This window comes from Terriglobia bacterium (assembly GCA_020072845.1).
GTDB lineage: Bacteria > Acidobacteriota > Terriglobia > Terriglobales > Acidobacteriaceae > JAIQGF01.
Genome location: JAIQGF010000018.1, coordinates 42,363 through 68,101, shown reverse-complemented (window position 1 = coordinate 68,101; position 25,739 = coordinate 42,363). Strand labels below are relative to the sequence as shown.

The window sequence follows — 25,739 nt, the reverse complement described above, 5'->3', positions numbered from 1 at the left end:
CCAGCAGTCATCTCGTTGATTCTCCGAGCAGGGTAGGGGCCTGGGGAAGGGACGGCGTTTGAGTCCCTTCCCCGGTCATCCCTGTCGAAGCTTTCTCTCTCGATTCCGGGAAAAACCTCACTGTAGGAGCAATTGCCTTCGAACCCATCATCGCGTCCGAGTAATACCTGGAATGCGCCGAGGCCGGCCAATCATTTGCCAACAGCAACGAGCCGCTGCTTGAACTGCGCAGCCAGCTTTTCGGCGCCTTTCGCAAGAATCCCGACATCGCTGCCCACGGCGACAAAGGTGAAGCCCAATTCAAGGGCGCGCATAGCCTCATTGGGGTCCGCAAGCAGGATGCCCGCGGCTTTGCCCACCGCCCGACAACGAGCAAAACAATCGGCAATGGCGGCCTGAACCTCCGGATGACCAGGATTCGCCAAGTGACCAAGTGCCGCGGCCAGGTCGCCGGGGCCGATGAAGATTCCATCCACTCCTTCGACCGAGGCTATCGCCTCTACTTCGTCAAGAGCGGCGCGCGTTTCGACCTGAACCAGCACGCACATGTTCTCATGGGCGTTGACGTGATAGTTTGCAACCCTCCCGTAGAGATTGGCGCGTGGCCCACCCGCGACGCCACGAATTCCGCGGGGTGGATAGCGGGTTGCGGCGACAGCTCGCCGAGCCTCCTCGCCATTCTGGACGAATGGAACCAGCAGCGTTCGAGCTCCCACGTCGCATAAGCGCTTGATCAGCACAGCGTCATTCCAGGCGGCACGGACCACCGGCTCCGCCGTACCTCGTACCATCGCCTGCAACTGCGACAGCACTCCTGGAACTTCGTTGGGGCCGTGCTCGGTATCGATCACTACCCAGTCGAAACCGGAACCTGCGATGATCTCAGCGGTAATATTGCTGCACAGGGCAGTCCATAATCCGATCTGCTGCTTACCATCACGCAGAGCAGCTTTGAAGGCATTCGGGGGCAAAGTGGCGGACATGTAGGACATAGTGTTTTCTCCTTGATCAGTCTTGCTCGTTACCGCACTATCGCTTTACCTCGACACCGGCCATGTTTTCGTAGTAGCGCACCAAGCTGCCGTGGTCCCAATCGCCCATGCCTCCGACCTTCAGCGCTTGGAGCATTTCCATGACCGCAGCCGTTAGAGGAAGAGGGACGCCGAGTTCATGAGAGGTGTCCAAGACGTTCGCGAGATCCTTGATGTGTAGGTTGACGCGAAATCCGGGATTGAACTTTCGGTCCATAACCAGGGGCGCCTTTGCATCCAGCACCGTGCTTCCCGCCAGTCCGCCTCTAATCGCCTGGTAGACTAACGCGGGTTCCACACCAGCTTTGCTGGCCAACACCAGCGCTTCGGACATGGCGGCAATGTTGATAGCCACAATGATCTGGTTGGCGAGCTTGGTGATATTGCCCGCGCCAATCTCGCCCGTCAGCACAACCGATGCCGCCATCGCCTTGAGAAGGTCGTAACACTTCTCGAAGACTTCCTTCTTCCCGCCGACCATTACAGAAAGCGTGCCGTCAATTGCCTTGGGCTGACCGCCGCTAACCGGCGCATCGAGCATTTCCACGCCTCGTGCCGCCAGTCGTTCTGCAACGTGGCGGCTGACCAGCGGGGCGATCGAGCTCATATCAACGACAATGGAGCCTTCCCGGGCGCCCTCGATCACGCCGCGCTCCCCCAGCACCACTTCCTTCACTTGGGGAGAATTGGGCAGCATGGTGATCACAATTGGGACCTGCTCCGCGACTGCTTTGGGACTTTCCGCAGCCTGGGCGCCCGCAGCCACGACATCGTTGAGGGCGTTCTTATCTATGTCGAGAGCGACCACTTCATAACCCGCTTTTAACAGGTTCTTGCTCATGGGCTTGCCCATGATTCCCAAGCCGATGAACCCTACCTTCCGGATTGCATTGGCACCTGGCATTTTGTCCATCCTTTCTCAGACCTCATCCCGCTGTCTTGAGTTCCACACGCTTGATCTCACCGACCACCACCAAATAACTGACGATGGCCCCCACCGCATTGGCGGCAACAAAGACCAGAGCACCATTGAAGGACTTCGTCCCTTGGACGATGTAGCCGATGATAATCGGCGTACTGATGCCGGCGACGTTGCCGAAGGTATTAAACACGCCGCCACATAGTCCCGCGCTTTCCTTCGGCGAGGTGTCGGAAACTACCGCCCAACCCAAAGCCCCGGACCCCTTTCCAAAGAAGGCCAGGCTCATAATGCACACCACCACCCACACAGCATTCACATAGTTGCAGGCGATCATGGATGTAGCCAGCAGCATGCCGCCCACGATCGGCACTTTTCTCGCAGTACTCAGGGAGTAGCCCTTTCTCAGCAGGTAATCCGAGAATACGCCGCCCAAGACGCCGCCGGAGAAACCGCACAGGGCGGGCAAGGAAGCGACGAAGCCGGCTTTGAGGATGGTCATGCCGCGCCCCATAACCAGGTAGACGGGAAACCAGGTGATAAAGAAATAAGTGAGGGTCGTAATGCAGTATTGGCCGATATAGACGCCGAGCAACATCCGGTTGCCGAGGAGTTGCGTGATCGTGGACCACTTCGAGTTGCTTGCGCTCTGGTTGGCCTTGCCTCCTTGGTCCATATTCACAAGACCGCCGCCGCGTTCGATATACTCCAGCTCGGTCTTGTCCATGCGCGGATGTTCTTTCGGGCTGTGAATCACCTTCAACCAGACGGGTACCAGAAGGAATCCTAGACCACCCATCACCACGAACACGTATCGCCAACCGAAGGCGTGGGTGATCCAACCCATAAGAGGCGCAAACAGAACCGTGGCAAAATACTGCGCGGAATTGAAGATCGCCGAGGCTGTTCCCCGCTCCGGGGCTGGGAACCAAGCCGCCACAATCCGGGCATTGCCTGGAAATGAAGGCGATTCCGCCAATCCCATCAAGAAGCGGAGGGCGAACAGCGCAATCACAGGCGCTACCCAGTGAAAGGAGCCGACGAAGCCCTGCAATCCTGTAAAGATAGACCAGACGAAAAGACTCAGCGTGTAAACCTGTTTCGACCCGAATCGATCCAGTAGCCATCCCCCTGGGATTTGCCCAAGCACGTAGGCCCAAGCAAACGCCGAGAATACGTATCCCATTTGGACTGCGCTCAGCCCCAATTGCTTTGCCGCAGCAGGTCCGGCGATGGAGAGCGCGGCGCGATCGGCATAGTTCACCGCCGTCACGATGAACAACATGGCGACCACGGAATAGCGAACATGCGTTGCAATTAGTTGGCGAGACGTTGAGGCCGAGGATGGTTTCATCGCTCCACGTTCTAAGATTTCATACTGAGATGCGGCCGGCTAAGGAGCCACAACACTATCTCTGCGGTGGCTTCCTAGCCGGCCACCGAGACGTTCTTTAGCGGCGGACCCGACTGGTCGGGCAATTCAGGGCCTAAAAGATTGCCGTCCTATCAGGAATCGCAATGCGAACTGTATCCGGCGCGACGGGTCGACGTTTGCGATTCCCGCGACCGGCGTCTCAAAAGTGGAAACCGGCGTGGCAGCGTTTCCGTAAGTAACGTTTACGCCACATTGGCTCGCCGAGCAGGCAGGGTTGTTGTGATTGATGATATTGAAAAACTCACCGCGTGCCTCGATGCCAAAGCGCTCGCTCACTTTAAACTGCTTGCCCAGCGCCATGTCCCAGGCAAATATCCTCGGCGTGCGGAGTGAATTGCGCCCGTACCCTATGGGACGATCAAGCCTATAGCTATCTCCGTTGTTGTCAACTCCGGTCAGGGGAGTGAAAGGCAGTCCAGAGCCCACGTTCAGGATCTGCGAGAATTTGAATCCGTACGGCAGTTCCACAACCACGTTTCCCACGGCCTTATGGCGCTGGTAATAATTGCCGGGACCCTTTTCGGCCGATCCCAGGTTGTTCCATTCGTTGGGCTTCCAATCGTCAATGTCGCCGTACGTAGACTGGTACGCCCAGACATAGTGTGCTTCGGTCTGGACACGAGCGCCAAACAATCGCCGAACTCCGACATCGAGCGCACTATAAACAGTCGAGTTATCGTTGGTGAACGTAATGATCCCGCGCACGGGTGTGCCCTTGTACGTAGTGTACGGGCGCGTCGCGTCGGCTGCGGTTGCGGATCGCGTCTGACCGGGAGCGGTTCGGATGAAGGGCGCCGGATGGTTGAGATCATAATCGCGGAGTTGGTGCACCGTATGGGACCAAATGCCATTCGCCAACAGCACGAATTTAGCTCCGAGGTCTCGTTCAACACCGACAGAGGCTTGCATGCTGTAAGGATTCAGATAATTAGGGGGTCGCACTACGATGTCTGCCCTTGCCGCCTGGACTGAGGTGGGAGGCTCGGTGAGCGAGTTCGGAAACGTGGGAAATCCTGGAGTTCCCCAGGGAATCGTGTACGTAAAGAGGGGGCCTTTCTCGTTGGAACGGAGGGCTCGCCGGAGCTCATTGTAAGTGTCTGCGGCATAGAAGATCCCAGATCCGAACGTAACTCGGGTTTTACCGTTTCCCCTGACGTCCCAAGCCAAGCCAACGCGCGGACCCAACCTGTGCACCGAGTCGGTGGTGGCTTGGTACTCATAGCGCAGGCCGACATTGGCGGAGAGACGCGATGATATTTTGAAGTCGTCCTGGAAGTATGCCTGCCAGATGGTGTCGCCGAAACGGAGGAACGCCGTCCCGAAAATCTGTTGAAAGCTTGCCGGATGCTCGCCGACCACAGGCGGGCCGGCGTTAAAGGTATAGGTTCCGTACAGGTTGGTCAGAAAATCGGTGACCTTGACCCGCACAAATTCAGCGCCAAACTTGAAATTGTGCCGTCCATGATTCCAGGCCACATTATCGCTCACATCAAGAAGCCGCGAGCGATCCCAGTTGTTCTGGGAAAACCCCGAGATGCTGTAAGAGGCGCGACTGATCCCCACCCCGTAAGAATAAGGCCCGGTGGGAGCATTGTTGTCCGGCGAGTACGAATTGTAGTTGACGCGGAAGTAATTCACCAGGTTGCGTCCGATCACCAGCCGGTCGCTCACTTGCCCGCCCGTAGACTGGCTGCGCTCCATGCGGCCGAAGCTGATTTGATTGAATCCGCCAACCCGATCGTTCGGGTTCGTATTGGCGTAATGATAGATGTTCAGCCGGAGCGCCAGCGCGTGACTGTCGGTGAGGTTGTGGTCAATCCGCGCGAGTCCATAAGCTTCATGGCCTTCGCCGACGTAGACCATGGGAGTGGGCGACTGGATGAACGATCCCCGGTGCTGATCGACACCTTCATAGTCGGCAAAGAAAAAAGTCTTGTCCTTCACCAGTGGGCCGCCCAGAAGCACTCCCCACTGCTCTCGCTCATTCGGGACATGGAAAGTGGCGACCGGCGCATTGGCCTGAATACCACTCGGGATCAGGTAGACGAACGCTTCGCCGGCCAGTTGGCTGGTTCCGGCTTTCGTTTCCACCTTCACAACTCCAGTGGTGGAAGTCCCGTACTCGGCGGCGTACTCATTGGTGATCACTTTTACATCCGACGCGGCGCTGGCAGCGACCAATTGGTAGGGCCCGTTGGAGTAGGTCCAGTCGTAATTGATCACGCCGTCGAGGATGTAGCCGGTGTAGCGATGCGACTCTCCGTTGAAGGAGAGCCGGTTGCCGTTGTTGCCGTCGCTGGCCGACCCCTGCGTCGGGCGCACGTGCGGGTCCAGGAGCGCATATTTCGTCACGTTCCGGTTGGCCGAGGGGAGGGCTGCCACCTGCGCCGTGGTGATGATTTGGCTGACATCCGGCGCACTGCTTTCCAGGCTGATCACCTCTCCTGAAGCCTTTACCACCACCGATTCATGGTGGGTTACCAAATCGAGGAGTATATCGAGTTGCTGGGAATCGGAAGACATCGTGATGTCTTGCGTGAAAGGATTGAATCCCTTCGCCTCCACGTCCACCGAATAGCGCAGAGATGCATCCAGTCCCGTAAAACTATAAGCGCCTTCGGTGTTGGTCATTGTGGTCAGTTGCAAACCGTGGGGCCCGTGCAGCACCACGTGGGCTTCAAAGATTGGCGTCCGATCTATGGATGCGGCCACAATGCCGTGCAAGTCGGCCGCAAAAGCCGGCGCCGCCAGGAGGGCGAGCATCGGCAACAATCCAGCTAGCATTCGCGTGAACGATTTCATGGGCTTGTAAACTCCTTCAGGAAGTTGTCGAGCTTTAGCCCTGCCGGATGTATCACGATCCGGTAACGTAGATGGAGTTTGTCCCCGCGCTTCATTGTGTATTCGGCGTTTTCGGTTGCAGCCGTCGGATCGAACTTCGCGAAGCATCGCCCCGCGAAGGGACCAACCCCGACGATGCCCTTGTCTCGATACTGCCAGCGTGCCGGGTAATTCAGGTTTGCAGGATGGTCGAATATCGCGACGCCGACCTTCTCGCCGCTGTTCAACTCCGTGGTCCAGTCAATCCATGGTGAGCGGCGTCCGCGAACGCCTTCCTCGTTGACGCCACCGCTTGCGTTGACGATCTTCCCGCCATAGTGAGAGTCGAAGGGCAGACCGAGGCGCAGTGCAAGCATGGAGTCTTGATAGTCGCTGAAAGTAAGCTGCTGGGCGGCTTCGAGTTCGAGATCAATATCGAACACCCGGCAGTCTGCGGGCTTACTGTAGAACGTCATTTTGCGGCGCTCGATCAGCCACAACTGTCCCTGGTGGCTGATCCAGTGCGAGACCATCGAGAGCACACCACGATCCTCGCCGTTTACCACGCCGGTAAGCTCTTTGAACGCGATGGTGCCCCGATCCGGACCCATATTGCTGGGGTCGTTGTCGACAAAATTCTGCCCCCAGAAGAACAGTCCCGCATTCAGTCCAGTTTCCGGTCCCTGAACGCGGGCCGTGCCGATCGTCAGTCCGCGGTGGTTGGGCCGGTCGGTGGATTCGCCAGGTAACGGGTCGACCGGAAATCCGCGCGTGACCGCGTTGCCCGATGCTGTCAGCAGCGGATGCAGGAATGGCTTGCGCGCTTCCTTCCCGTAATACAGAACGCTGAAAGGCTTGCCGTTGATCTGGATCACCACCGAGTCGTAGCGCACGTCGAAGTGCACCTGTGCGGCAATCGGAGAACCCCATAAACATAGCGAGAGGAACGCGAGAAAAAGCAACACCGCTGACCGCGTTGCGGCCGGCCGCGATGAGCACTGGGAAACACAGTGCTTAGCATGGAACATTTTCATGAATGGATTCTCCGCGAGGAATTGTGCACGCAATCGGGTGAAAAAGCTGCGACGCTGAGATTACATTTTTGTCATATTGAACTTCCATGCCAGGATGTCCGTCCGCTGCCCGTGCTCGGAAAAATGGCTCCTCTGGCGCTAACCGCACTGCGCATTCAAAGCCGCGCGAACCTGCGGCCTGTGCACCTGGGTCGGTCACGGGATGAGTACAAAAAAACACTTGAGGTTGGCTCCGCGCTGATGCGGGGGCGTCCCTGGCGAGAATTCGCTGGAACTGAGTCATTGCCTTGCAAACTCTTTTTGCGCTGCGTTCATTCTGGCAACAATTGCCCCCACGGCTTCATTTTTCCCCGCGTTGTAGATCAGAACTCGGTAGCGCAGGCGGAGCTTGTCCCCGCGCTTCATTTTGAACTCGGCGTTCTCATTCGCAGCCGTCGGATCGAACTTGGCAAAAATTTTCCCCCCGAACGGATTCGCCATGAGGAGCCCCTTATCCCGAACCTGCCAGCGACACGGGTAATTCAGGTTCGCCGGATGGTCGAACATGGCGACGCCGACCCGCCCTTCGCCACTCGTAGTGCCGATCCATACCAGCCACGGTGAGCGGCGTCCGCGAACGCCTTCCTCGTTTTTGCCCCCGGCCGCGTTGACGACAAAACCGTCATAGTGAGTATCGAAGCCCAAGCCAAGGCGCAATCCAATGATGGCGCTTTGGTGATCGGTGATCGTGACCGGCTCGGCGGCTTCGAGTTCGGTGTCGATATCGAACATGCGCACGTTGGCAGGCTTGCCGTAAAAAATCATTGTCCGCCGCTCAATGAGCCACACTTTTCCCTCGTGGCTGATCCAATGCGCCAGCAGGGAAAGTGTCCCGCGCTCATCGCCATCGGTGACCTGGGTGAGCTTCTCAAATTCGATGTTGCCCTTGGGCGGCGGCTCCGTATTACCGGGCTCGTTGTCGAGAAAATCCTCGCCGTTCACCTCCTCTGCGCCGATATACAGTCCGCGGTGGTTGGGGTGGTCGGTGGAATCTCCAGGCAAAGGGTCGACCGGAAATCCGCGCGTCACCGGGTCGGGCCCACCCGAGACGGTGAGCAGCGGATGCAGGTAGGGCTTGCGCGCTTCCTTCCCGAAATGCAGCATGCTAAACGGCTTGCCGGCGACCTGGATCGCGACCGAATCCGTCCCCACCTTAAAGCGCACCTGTGCGGCAAGGGGGAGCGAGAAAAACATGGGAAGAAGTATCAGGATTGTCAAAAACATTGGGGAGTTCAACAAATTGCAGGACCGACGCGGACAATCCGCTCGGCGAGGTTGACTACACTGACGTGTCATCATGATCGCCGACTGTACAGCGGACCGCCTAACAAAACCACGGCGCTGAAATTACTTTTTCGTCATGTTCGGGGATCGACCGCAAAACGGCCACCGGCGTAGCAATCCAAGGAGCGCCGGCAATGGGCTGCACTGCTTGAGGGTTCGCACCCTCGTTATCTCTGGCTTATCCACTCCTTGAAGAAACCGTCGACTTTTAGTTCTGCTGGATGGATGAGAATCCGGTAGCGCAGACGGAGTTTGTCCCCGCGCTTCATTGCGTAAGCGGCCTTTTGAGCCGTCTTGTCGAATTTCTGAAAAATTTGCCCGGCAAACGGATTCACCGAGAAATCTCCGAAGTCCTTGACCTGCCAACGAGACGGGTAATTCAAATTCGACGGGTGATCGAACACCGCGATGCCAATCTTTTCGCCGTGTCCGTGTGGCGAGGTCTGGTATTCCTTGGGATCCAGTTCGGCGGTCCAATCGAGCCACGCCGAACGGCGGCCGCGAATGCCCTCCTCATTGACGGCCCCTTCCGCATTCACCACCCGTCCGCCATAATGATCATCGAAAGCCAAAGCAAGGCGGAACCCCAGAACGCCGTCTTGAACATCTTCAAACGTGACCGGCTCCCTGGCTTCGAGTTCGATATCAATGTCAAGCATCCGGCAGCCTGCCGGCTTGCTGTAAAACGTCATCTTCCGCCGGTCAACAACCCACAACTGTCCCTCGTTGCTGATCCAGTGTGAGACAAAGGAGAGCACCCCACGGTCATTACCGTCTGTCGCGCCGGTGAGTTCTTGGAAAGCAATGGCTCCCTTGTGTTCTTGCGGGTAGAGAGGATCGTTTTCCCAAAAGTCCTCTAGACCCGAAGGACCCTTCAGGCCCTCGGTGCCCATCCACACTCCGCGTTGGTGGGGGCGGTCCGTGGAATCGCCAGGCAGCGGGTTCACGGGAAATCCACGTAAGATGTTCTTCCCCGAGGGGGTCAGCAGCGGATGCAGGAAGGGCTTATGTTCTTGCTTCCCGAAGTGAAGGACACTAAATGGCTTGCCGTTGATCTGGATCGCGACCGAGTCTGTCATCACCGCAAAGCGTACCTGTGCGGCAAGGGGGAGTGACAAGAACATGGGAAAAAGTAGCAGGATCGTCCAAGATCTTGGGGAGCTCAACACATTGTGGGATCGATGAGGCCAATCCGCTCGGCGAGGCTGACTACACTGAGGTGTCATCATGATTGGCCGACTGTACCGTGAGCCGTATTACAAAATCTCGCCGCTGTAGTTACGGTTTTGTCATGTTAGCATCGGCCGAATAAGCCGGCGCACCTAGGAGTTCAAGCAGCGGAAGATGCCGACCCCAATGAGGCCGCATTTCATCGAGAAAACCTTGCCACCCGCGGCGGGCATTATCCGACAGGCTCGAACAACTCGCGGTTGATGGTCTCGGCCAGCTTGGCCAGGCCGTTGGTGATGTACTGCTCGAAGTAGGGAGCAGTGCGGTGGGCTTCAAGAGCAGTATGGCTGTCGTATTGTTCGTAGAAAAGGAAGCGCCGCCGGTTTTCGGTCGCCTGATGCCCGAAATAGAGGCGGCAGCCGGGCTCGCGGCGGGTGTGCTCCTGCATCTTGCGGATGTATCCGACGGCTTGGCCCTCAGTGCCGGGGCGAACTGTGTAATGGACGACGAGAACGATCATGCTGGGGCCTCCTATTTGACTTCGACAAGGTAGAGGGGATCAGCGCGACGGTGTCGCCCACGTCCTCCCGGAGATCTGCTGGGCCAAGAGATCCACGTTGTGGAGCGGGTGCAGACGCCGCGCGCTCAACATGGCGGCTCCACACCCAGATCCGCGCCCAGAGCGCGCAGTTCTTCTGCCAAGGCGGAGGAAAGCGGGATGCCGCGCGCCCGGCGTTCTTTTTCTATCTCCACCTCGATTTCTCCCGGCACGTAGATTCGTTCGACACCCGCGACCCGCGGACAGGAGTGCATCTGGTCAATCAGCCCATCCACGTGGCTGCGGAACTCAGCTTCCGGCAGGAAGTGGTCCACACGGAGTGCCGCGCAAGTGTGCGCGGTCCCGGTCGGAATGCCTACGTCGCCATACATCTTGCCGACCAGCATCCCGAAATTGCCGCCCATCAGTACCCCACTCAGGATGTCCATGAGCAGGCTGAGCCCATACCCCTTGTACCCGGCCATCGGCTGGATCAGGCCGCGCGCGGCCGCCGCCGGGTCGTCGGTGGGGACGCCATTTTCGTCGAGCGCCCAGGTGAGAGGAATCTTCTTGCCTTCCTGCTGCGCCACATAGATCTTGCCCTTGGCCACGGCGCCTGTGGCCATGTCCAACACGAGTGGCGGATGATGGCCGGCGGGCACGGCGACGGCGAACGGATTGTTGCCCACGCGGGCTTGACGGCCTCCACTCGGGGCCATGATCGGCGTGCCGTTGCTCAAGGTCAGGCCGATCATGCCGTGTTCAAGGGCCATCATGGCGAAGTAGGCGGCGGCGCCAAAGTGGTTGCTGTTGCGCACGCCGCCCACGGCCAAGCCGGAGTCGCGCGCCTTGGCGATTACCCGGCGCATGGCTTCGGCAGTGGCTACCTGGCCCACGCCATCTCCGCCATCGAGCAGCACATGGACAGCGCTCTCGCTCAGCACACGGGGGCGGGCACGGGGGTCAGTGCCGCGGGCGCGCATGCGATCCGCGTAGATCTTCATGCGCATCACCCCGTGGGAGTCGACGCCGCGCAAGCTGGCGAAGACGAGGTTGTCCGCGGTCAACGCGGCGTCCTCGGATGGCATCCCCAACTTGACGAAGCAGGCGCTGCAGAAACGAAGTAGAACATCGTGCGATGCGGTCCCTTGCATGATCAGGTCTCCAGTCTCTCTCTCAGCAGAAGTCCGCGGGAGAATACACGCTCACGAAGCGCTGCTCCCCTTCGGCCACTAGCCGGGCCGCTTCGGAAATGCCGGCCGCGATCTCCCGGGGCGTGCGGAGGATGCTGTGCTGGTCGTCGAGGAGCAAACCGCCGGGCCCTGACTGTCCAGTCGCCCATGCGCACCGGCGTGCCGAATTCCACCACGTGCATGCAGACGTGCGAGACACAGGGCCCGGCGGCGAAATAGTGGAAGCCGATAGTGCGCACACCGTCCACGTCGCGCACACAGCCATTGCACGGCTGCAGCCACAGGCCCTGCAACGCAACCGGAAAAGCCGGCGCCCCAGCAGTAACATGGAGCGCTGGCAAACGGGCAACCCGGTCAATGCTTCGTCCCCTCGCCTACTTCTGAGTTCTCCACTGGTTGAAGCAGTCGTACACCCTCTGGTCCACCAATGGCCGGTAGGTAAGATCCAGCAGCTTCTCCATGTCAGAAAGGAGGTCACCGGCTGCCGGCCCCTCTGCCGGATGGATCAGAATTCGGTACTTCAAATTGAGCTTTTCCCCGCGCTTGAGCGTCAATGTCCAATCGTCCCGATAAACCTTGTTGTCCGAGGAGGCGTACTCCTGGAAAACCTTGCCTCCAAAAGGACCCACATTAATCTGTGCGAAGTCCCTGATGTGCCAGCGATTGGGGTAGTTCCGGTTGGAAGGATGGTCGAACACTGCCACACCGATCTTCTCGCCTTGCACATCGCCAACCCAATCGACCCACGGTGCGCGTTGTCCGCGAGCGCCTGCCTCGTTGATGCCACCGATCGCGTTGACCAGCCGCCCATCGTAGTGCGTGTCGAAGGGCAGGCCCAGGCGAATCCCCAGGATGGCATCTTTGTCATCCAGGAATGTAACGTCCTCATTGGCCGCTTCCAATTGGAGGTCAATGTCGAACATCCGGCTGTCAGCCGGCTTGGTGTAGAAAGTCATCGTTCGCCGCTCGATAATCCACAACTGTCCCTGCTTGCTGAACCAGTGTGCCACCATCGAGAGCGTCCCATGATCGGCGCCATCGGCGGTGTTGACCTCTTGGAGCACGATGTTGCCCTTGATACGCTTCCTATAAAAAGGGGCGGGATCGTTTTCCCAGAAATCCTGCACGCCACCGGAGGGAGCGCTCAGCTTTTCGACACCAACGATCACTCCACGCAGGTGGGGACGGTCGACGGAATCCCCAGGTAGCGGATCGTGGGGAAATCCACGCGTGACAGCCTTTCCCGAGGCACTGATCAGTGGATGTAGATATGGCTTGCCCACGTCCTTTCCGTAATGAAGGGTCGTGAACGGCTTTCCGTTGATCTGGACGTCGACCCGATCAGGCTTGCGCTCGAAGTGCACCTGCGCGACCAGCGGAGCTGAAAGGAACGTCAGAAGAAATAGCAGCGTTGTCCAGGACCTCATGGACCTGAACGACGAAACAGGATGGTGAGCTGCTGCGATGTTGGTTTTCATGACGACGAACTGTACAGCGGACCGGTTTGCAAAACCCCGTCGCCGACATTACTTTTTCGTCATGTTAGGGATCGGGACAACCCGCCCATGATCCATCATGTCGCTGGGGCCGGCGCGGCGCGATTCTCGATCCTGAGGTCGGGCTGACATGGGGAATGTGAGTGTGACTCTAGTGCCCTTGCCCACTTCACTCTCGATCGCGGTTTGGCCTCCATGGAGCGTAACGATTCCTTTGACGATTGCCAACCCCAGACCCATGTTACCAGGCTGCGAGGAACGAGACCGGTCGGCTCGATAGAAGCGGTCAAACACTCGCGGCAAATCCTGAGTGGGAATGCCGGTGCCAGTGTCGCATACCTCGATCCGAGCATGGCCGTCGTCCACTTGCGCCGCCAGCGTTATGCTGCCGCCGGGCGGGGTATGGGTGAGGGAATTCGCGACGAGGTTTGCGATCGCCCCTCGTAGGAGGCCCCGGTCAACGGCGACCACGACGTCGCCACCTGCGGCGGTGGAAAGCGCAACTCCCGCTTCGGAGGCGGCATTCGCATAGTATTCGCGCACGGCGGCAAGTTCCTCGGTGAGGTTTACTTGTTCTCGCTCCAGCTGCGTTCCTGGATTTTCGGCTCGGGCCAGAAACAACAATCTCCCAATGAGATCTGATAGCCGAACCGTCTCTTCAAGACATGACGTCAACGCCTCCTTGTATTCGTCGATCGATCGGGCTCGGCTCAGGGTAACTTCGGCTTCACCGCGCAGGTTGTGGATGGGCGTGCGAAGTTCATGCGCGATGTCGGCGGAAAACTGAGAGATCCTGCGGAAGGAATCTTCGAGACGGTCGAGCATGGCATTGAAGGTATCGGCCAGGGTGCCCAACTCGACAGGATACCCAGCGGCTTCGATGCGCGCAGAGAGGGTCGCGGACCCGATGTGTCGCGCCGTATCACTGATCTCGCGCACCGGTTGAAGACCACGTCGTGCCAGGAAATATGCGACCAGAGGGCAAGCGATGACCGTGATCGCCAGCATCATCAGCAGCCCCCGCCGATAGTTCGCCAGAAGCAACTTGTGATGCTCTCTGTCCCTGGCCGCTTGCACTAACCAGGTCTTCTCTCCGGATCCTCCCACCGAGGCCCGTGCCGCGAGCGCTCGATAGGATGTGCCTTCGAGTGACTGGACGTCAGTAACATGGCTGGGCTGGGAGTCTACCGGGACAACAAGTGTGAAAGCCCGAGGTGGGAGCAAAGCATCCATTCCCTCCGTGGTCAGGCTTGGCTGTCCGTGTTCGTCCAGCAACCGCACGTAGACCTGTACATCATCGCGGCGGTGGATTGGCGAATTCAAGTCCACTTCTTGTCTTAACTCGAGGATCGCTTGCGGCCGGTCACGCAAGATGGCTCGCAAGACCTGGACCCTTTCGATCAGCACCCGGTCCTCTCTTTGGGTGAGGTAGGCAGCGAGCCACCAGTAGAGGCTCCCCATCGTGAACACGGCGAGAAGCAAGGAAGCCACCGTGTACCAGGTGGTCAGACGCGTGGCCAGGGACCACGAGCGGCTACTGACCTTCTTCGAGGACATACCCTACGCCTCGCACGGTGCGGATCAACTTGCTCTCGAACGGGTCGTCTACCTTGGCGCGAAGGCGGCGCATGTGCACCTCGACTACGTTGGTGTGACTGTCGAAATTCATGTCCCAAACTTGCCCGGCAATGAGCGTCCGGGTCAGTACTTCCCCTTTGCGGCGCGCCAGGAGTGACAACAGCGCGAACTCCTTCGGCGTTAGATCGAGACGTTTGCCGGCACGCGTGGCTCGGTGTCGGGAAGAGTCTATTTCGAGATCGCCAATGCGCAGCGTTTCGGGTTGACGGACGGGACTGCGGCGCAACAGGGTTCGCACGCGCTCCAGCAGCTCGGCAAACGCAAACGGTTTTACCAGGTAATCATCCGCTCCCTCATGCAATCCTCTGACTCGGTCCTCGACGGCATCACGCGCCGTCAGGAACAAGACGGGAGTTTCTTTGCCGCTGCGGCGCAACTCGGCAAGCACCGACCACCCGTCTTTGCCAGGGAGCATGATGTCGAGGACAATCAGATCGTAATCGCTGGCTCGGGCAAACTCGAGGCCAGCCGTGCCGTCTTCGGCGACGTCCACGACAAAACCGCTCTCGGTGAGGCCTTTCCGGACATAAGCGGCCGTCTTGTTCTCATCCTCTACTACCAAGATTCTCACGAAGCTATTATTCCTTTCTCGCCAAGCACTATTTTGTGCTTCGAATCCTGCCCCGCGCAAGGCCTTCTCTCTTGGCGAAATTGATGGCCACTTCGTTATGGGAATCTCCAGGGCAAAACTTGCTTTCAAGTCCTGCCCGAAATCCCCAGTCGCCGAATTGTTCCGGCCAGAGGACCGAATGCCAATTTCGGTCTGTGGCACGACCGCATAATGCGGATTTGTGTGTGCCATTGTAAAGCTGCCGGACGCTCGAATTCTCCACATGACAGAATCGTAATCCACGCGCAAGCTTCTTTTCCGCGTTCGTGTCGTAAGCTACGGAAACTCTGAATGAGATCTCGGATTTTCACCGATGTTCAGGCTCGAGAGATGGGTATGCGCCGGGAAACTTTCACATCGTGAACTCATTCCGAGTTCATTCGTCTTTACCGAATAAGGGGCTGAGATGCCTTTCGTTGTGCGGTGCATCGCCGCCTCAAGAGGCATCGACAGCGTGCGACTCTGTACAACCAGACCGCGAACGTCGGAGGCACCATGAAACGAGCAAAACACCTGCTGCTCCTGTTGCTTTTGCTACCGATCAGCCTGGCTGCGACTGAGAATCCGGCCGATCCGCAAGCGACGCCGCCGAAAAAACCCGCGCGGCGCTTGTCCACTGCTTCGTCACGAACGAAAAGCGCGCCGGTTACGATTACGGCCGAACAACTCAAGGTTCTCCAGGACGCCTTAGCCGCCCAGGACCAAAGAATTCAACACCTCGAACAGCAACTTCAGCAGCGCGATCAGGCGTGGCAGCAGGTCCAATCGCAGCTGCAAAGGACCGAGGCGACCGCCACGGAGGCGGAGACCAAGCTCTCGGAAGTCCGGTCCTCATCGAGCCTGCAGCAGGAAAGTTACAGGAAGCTGCAGGGCGATATCGCCGACTTCAAAAATAATGTGACTGCCCTCACCGCCAACGCGAAGGAGGAGCAAAAGCGCGCGGCTTTGCTGCAGAACCTGCTTGGCAGGGCACGCCTGTTTGGCGACCTCCGCGTGCAGAATGTGGACTACTTCCTTGCCGGCCAGAATCCGCGAGTGCGGGAGCGCATCCGCGTCCACTTCGGAATGGAAGGCCAACTGGGCCAGGATTTCACTGCCGGCGTATCCATCGCCACCGGCAAGCTCACCGACGCGACCAGTGGCAACTCCGATCTGTCCCCTTTCTTTGAGCGGAAAACGGTGGGCTGGCATCTTGGGTATCTTACTTACAATCCCCAGGACCATAAGTGGCTCACTCTTACCGGCGGCAAATTCGCCTTCAATTGGCAGAAAACATCTCAGACCTTCGACAACGACATCAGCCCCGAAGGCTTCAGTGAAAAGTTTTCCTTCGATCTCAAGGACAAATACCTAAAGAACGTGACCTTCAACGGTATCCAGTTGTTCTTCTACGAAAATTCCGCCGTCAGCTTCGGCACTAGCGGGGTCGACTCATACGCCACCGGCGGACAAGTGCTGCTCAAGCTGCAGCCGCATAAGCGCTGGACCATTACTCCCTCCTACATGGCACTGAATTGGCACAACCAGGGCATCCTGCTGAACGCGCCGGCGTATTCCGGCGCAGAACCGGTTAGCGGCACAACCAGCATCGTCTGCAACCCGGTAACGGCGCTCAACACCAACCCTAGCTGCTCATTTGCCACCGTGCCGTACGCCCCCAGCGGGATGACAAATGCCTACAAAGTGGTCAGCGTCGCCGCCAACGGCAATGTGACACGAGCCTTTTTGTCGAAGTTCTTGTATAGCGACCTGATCCTGGACAACACCATTGACACGGGCCTGAAACGCTGGCCGTGGCGGGTGATGCTGGAATACGAGGACAACATCCGCGCCGCCAGCAACAACTCTCATATTTATCAGGTGGAGACAAGCTTCGGCCAGACGAAGAACCAGAACGATGTCCAGATCGGGTACACGTTCTTGCGCCAGGAGCAGGATTCCGCACTCGCGGCCTTCGTGGAAGACGACCAGCGCCTTCCGACAAACATTCTCGAGCACTCGTTGTATGCGCGGTGGGTGGTGCGGCCCAAGGTCTTGCTGAACTACAGGCTGTATGTCGGCCGTGTTCTCAACAGCTCCCTCTTTGCCCCGGTTGCAATGCCCGGCAGCGCCAAGACCGACGCATTGCAGCCCGGATTACTTGCACCGGGAGTGGCTCCGGGCCAATTGGACCACTACCGCAAGCGGATGCAGTTTGACGTTATTTACACCTTCTAGGCACTGGCTGCTGAGCCTGGGCTTCGGTGCTCCACCTCTCTCTGCCGAAGCCCTTTTTTATTGATTCAGCGTTTATCGTGCTGGCGGTTCGCGCGGTTCACGATCCCCTCAGAACACAATTCCCCACGTGACCTGGAGCCGGCTGTTAACGGCGTCGTCGTTGTACGACAAATGGTTCTTCTGCTGGAAATCGATGCCGAGGCGCGAGTTGGCGGGGAGTTCGCGGAGATAGCCCCAATTGACGGCCCGAATATTCAGTCCGTTCACGAGATCGCGGTTCAGCTGGTCGTAGCGGACATAAACGTTGTCTTTGTCGGTGAGCTGGTAAGTGGCAAAGACGGCGCCGCCGACGGCGTGCCGACCGGGACGAAACATAGGCGCGAACGCCGGCACTATCGAGAGAAGCGTCGAGGGCATATCACCCGCGACGACTTCCGCTCTCAGGCCGAACCTATGAAGCGCCCACTGAACATCGACTCCGATTACGTCTTGCCGATCGCTGCCGCGGCTCCCAGGCGGCAGGATCTGGCGCCCAATCTGCCCGGAGACTCCGGCTGCCAGATGAAGTGACTCGGAACGCTTGCGAAGGCGAAAAACGTAATTCAACTGCCGGTTATTGTCGGCCCAGAACCGATTGCCGTTGAAGACTCCGGCGAAAAAGTCGACGCCCGTGAGCGCCGGGATTTTCCAGGAATCAAGATTGCCTTGCACCATGACGCCCCGGTCGCGCTGTCCGGGGAAGAAGTAGCCGGCGAACATGGCGCGCTCCGGCGATTCCCGATGGGCACTGGATTGCTGGATGTCAAACCCGAACGGCACCACGAACTGGCCGCCGGTGATCGTGAGGTGATCGGTCAGGTAGTACTGAAGGAAAGCGTCGTTGATGATTTGCGTCGGATCGCCGTCGTTCGCGGGGTGATACTGCAGCTCGAAGCCGACCCCCAGCCGAGAGTTGATCCGACCGGACCAGCGCATCTCGGTGCGGGAGAGGCGGAAGTTGGAGGCAAAATCGTTGACGGTGGCGTGATCGAAGGGCAAGGTGGAATATCGGGACTGCACGAAGAGATGCGGCCTCGGGGTTAGTTCGTTCTGGCGCTCGTCAGCGCTCACGCCGAAATCGACGATGCGGTCAATAAACTCCGCCTCGGGCGTCGGCCGGAGCTCAGGGGTAACGACGGGCACGGTGCCCTTGTTCGGCGCGGCCGGGTTGGATTGCGCAGGCGCCGCGGCCGACGGTAGCGCAGCGTTGGCGCCGACCCGTTGTGCTTGTCCTCTAAGCATCTGGACCTCGGCCGCCAGGGACTGCACCTGGGCGCGAGTATCTTCAAGTTGATGCAGGGCGCTGTTCAACTTGTCTTCCAGTTCCGCCAAACGGGAAGCGGAAGGTGATTCGGCTGAAGCAGGATTGTTCTGAGCCAGCGAGTTCCAGGTAACAACCAGCAGAAGCAGCACCAGCCAGGGCCCCCTCACCGCGCGCATCATAAGCTCTCCTTTAGGACGCAAGGCTGTGATTTGGCCCGCACGTAGGGCGAGGCCTGAAGATCAGCCTGTCATTGACCGCTCAAACGGATTGGGAATTGAACAGCGACTGCGTTTCACGGCGACGCGGGGCGCATGTCTTCCTCATGCCAAACCGCGCTTGTGACTTCTGCCACCAGCCCAAGTTCGGGGGTACTGGCGAAGCACGCTTCAGAACTCCCATTCCACCGCGAACTGGTTTTCCCGTGGTCTTTGAGGTCCGAGTGCACCGCCGAATCCGGCAAGTGCAGTCGCACCGGAGCCGAAGATGGGATTGAGTTGATAAACATTTCTCCGGTTCAACATGTTGAAGAAGTCCACCATAACGCTCACATGCCCATGCTCCGGGACCATAATGTCCCTTTTGATTCGGAAATCGAGGTTCGCCACGGCAGGAGTCAATAGAGAATTCCGAGCAAAACCCAAGGGGCGAGCCGAAAGCGGCCAGGCGCCGCTACGGTTGGAATCCAGACCGGTCAGTGCATCCACAGGCCGGCCGCTCCCGATCGTAAGGATGGGTGCAACCGCTACGTGTTTTAACACCTTCACCCATCCCTTCGCCTCACTGGGGGCCTCCCATAGCGCGCTCAATGTAAAGCGATGCTCCTGGTAGTTGCGTGAAGGCGCTTTCTCGGCGCGGGTCGCGAATGGATTCTGCGGCTGTTCATCGAAATCCGACGCATCGTCGAGCGTTTTTGAAAACGTGTAGCTGGCAGAGAAGTTTAGTTCCGTAAGCTTCCGATTGAACGACACCGTAAGGCCGTGATACGTCGAACCAGCGGCGTCTTCCAGTTGATAGATGTTGTTCAACGATGGATCGAGCCGGCCGGTAGGGAATACCAGTTGGCCGATCTGCTGGGGAGTGGGATTAGGAATGCCAAGACTCGCCGCGTTCAGCAGGGTCAGTTGTACAGGTGGCAAGAGATTGACGTTGCGGGTTCGGGAAAGCTTGACCCCGCGTATGAACAGGTAGTTGGCGTCAACCGAGGCGTACTTTGAGATTTCGTGTTGGACGCCGAGACTCGACTGCTGGCTGTAGCTGGTCGGCATGTGGGGATCAGCGCGAAAGATGGACGGCGCTATTCCCGCCGCCGGGCCTAGCAGGCTCCCGCCTGACGCACCTTGAAAGAGGTTGGCCGCCACGTTGCCGTACGCCACCTGGTCATAGGCGGTTCGGCCGTCTTTGTCGATGGCGCGGCCGAGATAGGCCAGCACGTATCGGTCGAAAAAGATTCCATATCCGGCGCGGAAGACCCAGTGCGGGACAGGGCTGTAAGCCACGCCGATTCTGGGGCTGAAATTATGCGTGCTCTGATTGAAGGACTGGGGTAGGTGCTCAAAATCGTAACGAACGCCAAAGTCCGCGGTGAATCCATGGCTCAACGCCAAATGGTCCTGCACGAATGTTCCGACGCTGGTGACGGCGATGTCGAATCGCGGATTGCCGAAGGCCTGCCGAAACGAATCGGGGCGGCCGGCGAAAAAGTCGTTCAACGTGTCGAACAGGTAGACGCCGCCGAATCCGTCCGGCACCGTCGCCTGCAGGCTCACGCGGTTGATGGTAGCGCCAACCTTAAGAAGGTGCTGCCCGCGCGTAGTGCTGAAGGAGTAACTTCCTTGATAGTGGTTTTCGCGTCGATCGCCGTTGCCTTCGTATGTCCGTCCAAACTGAACGAGGCCGGCGAGGTCGATTTCCGGCCCGGTGACGGTGGCGGTCCGCAGAACGGCCCTGCGCGTCGACAACTGGAAACGCAGATCGCTGACTGAACGCGTCCCCAGCGTGCTGACGAGCGAGCCGGCCACATCGTGATCGGCAACAAAGCTGCTGCCCCAGGAACTGGGGTCCGCCAACCCCCCGGCGTTAAAGCTGTTGCTCGCCTCGCGCCGGTTGCGAAACGCGTAGCGCAACCAGAGCGAATTGTGCGCGTTGATCAGGTGGTCTACCTTGCCGGAAGCTTCGGTCTCCCCACCGCTGGTCGGCACGTACCCGGGGTTGATGTTGCGGACCGGCAGGCGGGGGAAGGCGCCGGTTTTTAGCAACGTGTTCAGCGATGCCGCGAGAGTAGGATCGACGGTATTGTTCATCTGAATATTGCTCGACTCCAACTCGAACGCAGTCGAGAAGAAGGTGCGGTCCTTCACGATCGGCCCGCCGACGGACATCCCGCCGCGGTATCGGCCTGAATCGGGCTTTATGCTTCCAACGAATGGCGCCGCGTTGAAAACCCCGTTTTGCGCGAACATGAAAACGTCGCCGTGTACGAAGTTGGTGCCGGACTTGGAGACGATGTTGATGGCGCCGCCCGCTGCCCCGCCAAACTCGGCCGACATACCGTTGTTGACCACCTGGAACTCACTAACAACCTCAATCGAAAGCGCGGTTCGGCTGGCGCCCGCGTACTCGTCATTGTTATCGAGTCCGTCGATGGAAAGCGTGTTGCTGCGGGCGCGCAACCCGCCGAACGTGAACCCGCTGTCGCCAAGCGGCGTATGCGCGACGGTGAGGCGCGACTCATTGGAACTGGAGACTCCCGCCGAGAGCAAAGTAAAGTCCAGGTAGTCGCGCGTTCGTAACGGAGTCTCTTCCACACCCTCATAATCCATGTTATAGGACACGGACGTCTGCGAAGCGCCGACCATGGGAGGCTGTTCGGAAACCGTCACCTGCGAGATCGCTGACGCGGGTCGGAGAACGATGTCGAGAGTAGCCGTCGCTCCCAGGTCCAGGACGACGCCCACATGCACGTACGGCGCGAAGCCTTCATGCGTGCAGCGCACCTCGTAGGTGCCGATTCGAAGGTCGGGTGCAAAGAAGACCCCTTTTTCATTGGTTACCAGGTTGCGCACCTGGTTCGTGTCACCCCCTCGCAACTCGACCTCGGCGCCGACGATTCGCGCGCCGGAAACGTCACTCACCGTCCCGTTAATCGCCCCTCCGATCCGAGAGTTCTGTGCCCCAACTGCCACAGCAAGGAGCAACACCACAAAGGACGTAAGACCCATCTCCAGCAGGCCCCTGCCAATCATGCGCATGTTGACCTCCTTCGCAGTCTTTCTGGCGATCTCGTCTGAACCGCCGGACATTAACCGCGGCGGAGCATCCATCGCCGTCTCGCTGTTACCGTTGGAGTAGACGAAGAGATGCACCCGCGTATCGCCAGGGCAGGGCCCAACGAATACGCCCGAGCGGTAAGCCACTCCTCACGGTCGACAGCGAGGAATTACTTCTTCTTTTTTGCCGGGTTATTCATGAGCTCCCCGGTGCCGGCATCGAAGAAGAACTCTTTCTCGTCCTTGAATTCGACCTCATAGATCAAGTTGCCTTTGACGTTCTTGAGTTGGATGTATCTGATCTTCCATCCCGGGTGCACCTTGATCGCGGCATTCTTGATCTCCTCGGCATTGACCTTGGCCGCAGCCTGGAGTTTATCGGGGTTGTTTTCCGCTGGCGGAACCTGGACACTGGAGTGGAAGGAACCTTGCCATTCCGGCGGTGGAGGAGCAGCCTTTGGTTTCTCCACCTGCGCGCCGGCCCTGGGTGCCGCTCCGCACCATAGCAGGGCAAGCGCCAGGGCAGCGGCAACCTTCAGATAGTGTTTTGTTGCCATTTTTCACCTCTCCTTGCAAAAAGAAATTGCCAACCACTCAGATGAATTTCGTTCAGCGCAGGACCGCGCAGGTTATTGCTGTCCCCTCATCCGGGTGCCATGTCACCTCGCTGCCAGGTAAAGACGAACGAGCCCGAAAAGAGTTCACGTAACAAATTCTTCCTCCATTTGGCCGCCCTGTTCTGCACCCAGACTCACATCAGAGGCCTTGCCGACGCCCGATCAAGGGGCAGGGTACAAAATTGCTGGGGACAGGAAGATTGCGCGGAGATTACGTTTCCGTCATGTCGACAACAGAGTTTAGGAAAGCACTCAGTCATCGCTAATAATTCTGGGAGGTGCGCAAGGAGTTCGGAGTCGAGGCTGCGGAGCACCGGAAACCCGGCGGCAGAGATGGGCAGGCGCTGCGGGAAGGGTCCACGTTGTGTGAACCCTTTCCGGGCTCGTTCGTCTTTACCTGATAGCGAGCTGACATGCAGTGTCCGGATACGGACCAGGAGTTGCTCGAACGGTGGCAGCGAGACGGAAATGCCGCGGACGCTCATGTCCTGGTTCAGCGGCACTATTCACGCATGCTTAATTTGTTTTATCGCCTGACCGGTACCCGCTCCCAAGCCGAGGAGTTGACCCAGGATCTATTCCTGCGCCTGACGGAACAAGTGGCACGCGGGCGCGCAATCCAACAGCTCGGGGCCTGGCTCAATGCGACGGCGCTCAATCTCTGGCGCGATCGCATCCGGCGCGAGCTGCGCGCCCGCGCCAAGGGAATTACATACTCCGGTGGAGACGAAGAGATCCAGAACCTCATGGTATCGGCGTCCCCCGTGAACCTGGAAGCAGAGGTCCACGCTTCCCTGGAGCAGCAGGCGGTACGCGATGCGGTGCTTCGTCTGGCGCCTAAACACAGAGAGGTAGTCGTGCTGCATCACTACCAAGGACTTCAATACGAAGAAATCGCGCGCGCGCTGGGTATCCCGGTCGGCACCGTGCGCTCCCGGCTTCACTATGCCGTCGATGAGCTTCGTGCCCGCCTGTTTCCGGTGCAGGAAGGAAGCCACCAATGACGCAGCTCAATGGTGATCTCAACCGGCGTCTCAAAAGCTGGCCTGAGCTGGCTCCGGACACGTTGGCTATGCAACGAATCGCGCTGCGCATGAACCACCAATTGGCAGCATGGCGCGCCGCGTCCGCGGAAAGCCTCGGTGAACCGCAGTTCCGCTTGCTGTTGACCGCGGGTGCGGCCTTGGCCGTCTTGGTCTACCTGGCGTGGGCGTATATCTCCGACTTCCTCGCCGAAAATCCCTGGTGCGAGTTTGCGCTGCTCTGCGTGGTCGTCTTCTCCCTGATCGCGCCGCTGATCCTGTTGCCGCTACTCCGTGCTGGCAACGGGGAAGCCATTCTGTCTCAACCGCAGGAAGGACACTCGTCATGATGAATCGCCTACTTCCCGAAGATCGCCATTTGCGGCGTGCTCTGGCCGGTTTGCTGGCCTTTGTCATCCTTTCACTCTTGGCCGGTGGCCTCGCCGGGTGGGAAGCCTTCCGCCAGGGGGAGCTTGGACGTGAGCAGGAAGGCCTTGCGCAGATCGTTTGGCAGTACGGCCTAGAAAGCCCCGAGGCTGCCACCGCCATCAAGCAGATAGGCGAAAGTCCGCGCCCCAAGGAACTCGTGGCCCTCTTGGATCCCACCACGGGCAAGGCCACAGCGGCCTGGCCGGCCAAGCACGCAGGCAAAGCCCCTGAAGAAATGGTGCTGGATAGCGGGGTGAAGCTGCCCAGCCTGCAAATGGTTCGAGGTTTCGAGTCCTTTCGGCTGCGCCGTTTTCCCCGGGGCCAATCTGGCGTACCGACAGACCCCCTAGGACGAATACGAGCACGCATAAACCGCACGGACTGGGTAAGGGTACGCCTTTCGCCGCTGTATCCTTGGCGCAAAGAGGGCTCGCGAATTCGCAAAAGCCGTCTCATGATGACGCTCCCGCTTACCGCCGCAACGCCAACCGTTGCCGGCCTGTCGCCTGAGCCAATAGCCGAACACGAAGGTGGTTGGGAGGAGGAGCATGGCCGGCACGGTCGATTCATTGCTTCCGTCCCGCCGATTGGTTACCTGCTGCAAGTCAGCTCTCCTCGTTTGATTACGCCCTTGGGCGTTTCCGCCCGCCTAGTTGGCGCCGTGGCGGCCCTGGGATTGTTGTTGTACTGGCTCTCGGTGGCGTGGTGGGTGTACCTCGATGCTCGTCGCCGGGAAAACAATCCGTTCGCCTGGGGCATGTTGGCGCTTCTGACCAACCTGGTGGGGGTTGCGATTTACCTGATCGCACGACGGCAATGGCTGCAATGCCCGAATTGTGGCGGCGGGGTGGAGAAAAAGTTCCGCAATTGCCCATGGTGTGGCCATGCGCTGGTTAGAGTGTGCACGCAGTGCAGCCAGCCGTTGCAGCGTGGGTGGACCCATTGTGCGAGTTGCGGCACTGCCGCGAAATGACGCACTGACTTCGTCATCGCCTTTAGCGACTTCCTCGCAGCCGTTCTGGGCGAGTTCTTTGACTCTATGACATTACGATAACGTAATCTCACCGGCGTTTTTCTGTCAGCCGCCCCGTGTTAGGTTGCGACGTCCGAAAACGGTTGCGGCGGCGGGCCAGCATGGGCGCTGGCGCATCTGAAGTATCGAGGAGGGAGAGATGAGGATGACAACGATTTGCAGGCTGCTGCTGGTGGGCATTTTCATGACCGTAATGGCGCTGACGGTGAGCGCCCAAAACCTGCCCGGTGTGAAGACCAAAGCTGAACTGGAACAGTTGGCCAAGGGCCTGCGTTCTGGCGAGATAACCAAATCGCAGATCCTCTTTAACGGAGGTGATCACTACGTGGTCGACACCTCCTACTTCCATGCAAAACACAAGGCAGAAGCGCAAGCCCATGCCGAGACCGATGAGATCTTGTTGGTGCTGGCCGGGGAGGCCCAACTGACGCTTGGCGGGAAAATCATAGACGAGCATCTAAAGGATGGAAGCAAGGTCGAATTCCGCGGCACCGGAATCAAGGGCGGTAAAGTGTTCAAGGTGAAACCAGGAGATGTCGTGAGCGTGCCGCGGGGAACTCCGCACCATGTCGAACCAGGGGAAGGGTACATCGTCTACATGGTGATCAAGATTCCCGGCCTTCACGCTTAATGGACGCAGGGGGA

General features: G+C 58.8%; 20 protein-coding genes. 5 read left to right on the top strand and 15 right to left on the bottom strand.

Features of this window, described 5'->3' with window-relative positions; all coding sequences use genetic code 11:
* Positions 1-191: 191 nt before the first annotated feature.
* The 12 genes from LAN70_17260 to LAN70_17205 form a co-directional block, all read right to left on the bottom strand.
* On the bottom strand, positions 192-992 hold the full coding sequence (locus LAN70_17260) for an HpcH/HpaI aldolase/citrate lyase family protein (protein ID MBZ5512898.1): 801 nt from the start codon (positions 990-992) through the stop codon (positions 192-194).
* 37 nt (positions 993-1,029) lie between these two features.
* Complete coding sequence (gene garR, locus LAN70_17255) at positions 1,030-1,935, bottom strand: 2-hydroxy-3-oxopropionate reductase (protein ID MBZ5512897.1); 906 nt, start codon at positions 1,933-1,935, stop codon at positions 1,030-1,032.
* Positions 1,936-1,957: 22 nt separating this feature from the next.
* Positions 1,958-3,304: an MFS transporter gene (locus tag LAN70_17250; protein MBZ5512896.1), complete on the bottom strand. Its 1,347-nt coding sequence runs from the start codon at positions 3,302-3,304 to the stop codon at positions 1,958-1,960.
* A 126-nt stretch (positions 3,305-3,430) separates the two neighbouring features.
* Positions 3,431-6,187, bottom strand: coding sequence for a TonB-dependent receptor (locus tag LAN70_17245; GenBank protein MBZ5512895.1), 2,757 nt, complete (start codon positions 6,185-6,187; stop codon positions 3,431-3,433).
* On the bottom strand, positions 6,184-7,239 hold the full coding sequence (locus tag LAN70_17240) for a PmoA family protein (GenBank protein ID MBZ5512894.1): 1,056 nt from the start codon (positions 7,237-7,239) through the stop codon (positions 6,184-6,186). Before LAN70_17240 ends, LAN70_17245 begins: the two co-directional genes overlap by 4 nt.
* Before the next feature lie 279 nt (positions 7,240-7,518).
* Positions 7,519-8,517, bottom strand: a complete 999-nt coding sequence (locus LAN70_17235; protein MBZ5512893.1) for a PmoA family protein — start codon at positions 8,515-8,517, stop codon at positions 7,519-7,521.
* A gap of 212 nt (positions 8,518-8,729) precedes the next feature.
* Positions 8,730-9,686: a PmoA family protein gene (locus LAN70_17230; GenBank protein ID MBZ5512892.1), complete on the bottom strand. Its 957-nt coding sequence runs from the start codon at positions 9,684-9,686 to the stop codon at positions 8,730-8,732.
* 278 nt (positions 9,687-9,964) lie between these two features.
* The gene (locus tag LAN70_17225) at positions 9,965-10,252 is read right to left on the bottom strand and encodes an antibiotic biosynthesis monooxygenase (GenBank protein MBZ5512891.1); all 288 of its coding nucleotides are present in this window, start codon (positions 10,250-10,252) and stop codon (positions 9,965-9,967) included.
* 125 nt (positions 10,253-10,377) lie between these two features.
* Entirely contained in the window at positions 10,378-11,424 is a 1,047-nt protein-coding gene (locus LAN70_17220; protein ID MBZ5512890.1) for an Ldh family oxidoreductase, read from the bottom strand.
* Between the two features lie 413 nt (positions 11,425-11,837).
* Positions 11,838-12,941: a PmoA family protein gene (locus LAN70_17215; GenBank protein MBZ5512889.1), complete on the bottom strand. Its 1,104-nt coding sequence runs from the start codon at positions 12,939-12,941 to the stop codon at positions 11,838-11,840.
* Positions 12,942-12,989: 48 nt separating this feature from the next.
* Positions 12,990-14,516, bottom strand: coding sequence for a heavy metal sensor histidine kinase (locus LAN70_17210; GenBank protein ID MBZ5512888.1), 1,527 nt, complete (start codon positions 14,514-14,516; stop codon positions 12,990-12,992).
* The gene (locus LAN70_17205; protein ID MBZ5512887.1) at positions 14,494-15,168 is read right to left on the bottom strand and encodes a heavy metal response regulator transcription factor; all 675 of its coding nucleotides are present in this window, start codon (positions 15,166-15,168) and stop codon (positions 14,494-14,496) included. The genes LAN70_17210 and LAN70_17205 overlap by 23 nt, the downstream gene beginning before the upstream one ends.
* A 534-nt stretch (positions 15,169-15,702) precedes the next feature.
* Here LAN70_17205 and LAN70_17200 point away from each other — a divergent pair.
* Entirely contained in the window at positions 15,703-17,424 is a 1,722-nt protein-coding gene (locus LAN70_17200; GenBank protein ID MBZ5512886.1) for a putative porin, read from the top strand.
* 108 nt (positions 17,425-17,532) lie between these two features.
* Here LAN70_17200 and LAN70_17195 read toward each other — a convergent pair whose 3' ends face one another.
* From LAN70_17195 to LAN70_17185, 3 genes are all read right to left on the bottom strand, one after another.
* A complete protein-coding gene (locus LAN70_17195; protein ID MBZ5512885.1) occupies positions 17,533-18,906 on the bottom strand; it encodes a hypothetical protein in 1,374 nt (457 codons plus the stop codon).
* A 207-nt stretch (positions 18,907-19,113) separates the two neighbouring features.
* Positions 19,114-22,047, bottom strand: a complete 2,934-nt coding sequence (locus tag LAN70_17190; GenBank protein MBZ5512884.1) for a TonB-dependent receptor — start codon at positions 22,045-22,047, stop codon at positions 19,114-19,116.
* A gap of 116 nt (positions 22,048-22,163) precedes the next feature.
* Positions 22,164-22,550 (bottom strand): PepSY domain-containing protein, encoded by a 387-nt coding sequence (locus tag LAN70_17185; protein ID MBZ5512883.1) that lies wholly within the window; start codon positions 22,548-22,550, stop codon positions 22,164-22,166.
* A 500-nt stretch (positions 22,551-23,050) separates the two neighbouring features.
* Between LAN70_17185 and LAN70_17180 the strand changes: the two genes are divergently transcribed.
* From LAN70_17180 to LAN70_17165, 4 genes are all read left to right on the top strand, one after another.
* Positions 23,051-23,614 (top strand): RNA polymerase sigma factor, encoded by a 564-nt coding sequence (locus tag LAN70_17180; protein ID MBZ5512882.1) that lies wholly within the window; start codon positions 23,051-23,053, stop codon positions 23,612-23,614.
* On the top strand, positions 23,611-23,982 hold the full coding sequence (locus LAN70_17175) for a hypothetical protein (GenBank protein ID MBZ5512881.1): 372 nt from the start codon (positions 23,611-23,613) through the stop codon (positions 23,980-23,982). The genes LAN70_17180 and LAN70_17175 overlap by 4 nt, the downstream gene beginning before the upstream one ends.
* Positions 23,979-25,034, top strand: a complete 1,056-nt coding sequence (locus LAN70_17170) for a zinc ribbon domain-containing protein (protein MBZ5512880.1) — start codon at positions 23,979-23,981, stop codon at positions 25,032-25,034. The genes LAN70_17175 and LAN70_17170 overlap by 4 nt, the downstream gene beginning before the upstream one ends.
* Positions 25,035-25,233: 199 nt before the next feature.
* On the top strand, positions 25,234-25,725 hold the full coding sequence (locus tag LAN70_17165) for a hypothetical protein (GenBank protein MBZ5512879.1): 492 nt from the start codon (positions 25,234-25,236) through the stop codon (positions 25,723-25,725).
* Positions 25,726-25,739 lie beyond the last annotated feature (14 nt).

What these genes read in the sequence shown, in the direction of transcription:
- LAN70_17195 (MBZ5512885.1), bottom strand. Translation starts at nt 18,906, where the DNA reads ATGATGCGCGCGGTGAGGGGGCCCTGGCTGGTGCTGCTTCTGCTGGTT.
- LAN70_17170 (MBZ5512880.1), top strand. Translation starts at nt 23,979, where the DNA reads ATGATGAATCGCCTACTTCCCGAAGATCGCCATTTGCGGCGTGCTCTG.
- LAN70_17220 (MBZ5512890.1), bottom strand. Translation starts at nt 11,424, where the DNA reads ATGCAAGGGACCGCATCGCACGATGTTCTACTTCGTTTCTGCAGCGCC.
- LAN70_17225 (MBZ5512891.1), bottom strand. Translation starts at nt 10,252, where the DNA reads ATGATCGTTCTCGTCGTCCATTACACAGTTCGCCCCGGCACTGAGGGC.
- LAN70_17190 (MBZ5512884.1), bottom strand. Translation starts at nt 22,047, where the DNA reads ATGGATGCTCCGCCGCGGTTAATGTCCGGCGGTTCAGACGAGATCGCC.
- LAN70_17260 (MBZ5512898.1), bottom strand. Translation starts at nt 992, where the DNA reads ATGTCCTACATGTCCGCCACTTTGCCCCCGAATGCCTTCAAAGCTGCT.
- LAN70_17245 (MBZ5512895.1), bottom strand. Translation starts at nt 6,187, where the DNA reads ATGAAATCGTTCACGCGAATGCTAGCTGGATTGTTGCCGATGCTCGCC.
- LAN70_17215 (MBZ5512889.1), bottom strand. Translation starts at nt 12,941, where the DNA reads ATGAAAACCAACATCGCAGCAGCTCACCATCCTGTTTCGTCGTTCAGG.
- LAN70_17165 (MBZ5512879.1), top strand. Translation starts at nt 25,234, where the DNA reads ATGAGGATGACAACGATTTGCAGGCTGCTGCTGGTGGGCATTTTCATG.
- LAN70_17250 (MBZ5512896.1), bottom strand. Translation starts at nt 3,304, where the DNA reads ATGAAACCATCCTCGGCCTCAACGTCTCGCCAACTAATTGCAACGCAT.
- LAN70_17175 (MBZ5512881.1), top strand. Translation starts at nt 23,611, where the DNA reads ATGACGCAGCTCAATGGTGATCTCAACCGGCGTCTCAAAAGCTGGCCT.
- LAN70_17200 (MBZ5512886.1), top strand. Translation starts at nt 15,703, where the DNA reads ATGAAACGAGCAAAACACCTGCTGCTCCTGTTGCTTTTGCTACCGATC.
- LAN70_17240 (MBZ5512894.1), bottom strand. Translation starts at nt 7,239, where the DNA reads ATGAAAATGTTCCATGCTAAGCACTGTGTTTCCCAGTGCTCATCGCGG.
- garR (MBZ5512897.1), bottom strand. Translation starts at nt 1,935, where the DNA reads ATGCCAGGTGCCAATGCAATCCGGAAGGTAGGGTTCATCGGCTTGGGA.
- LAN70_17230 (MBZ5512892.1), bottom strand. Translation starts at nt 9,686, where the DNA reads ATGTTCTTGTCACTCCCCCTTGCCGCACAGGTACGCTTTGCGGTGATG.
- LAN70_17185 (MBZ5512883.1), bottom strand. Translation starts at nt 22,550, where the DNA reads ATGGCAACAAAACACTATCTGAAGGTTGCCGCTGCCCTGGCGCTTGCC.
- LAN70_17210 (MBZ5512888.1), bottom strand. Translation starts at nt 14,516, where the DNA reads ATGTCCTCGAAGAAGGTCAGTAGCCGCTCGTGGTCCCTGGCCACGCGT.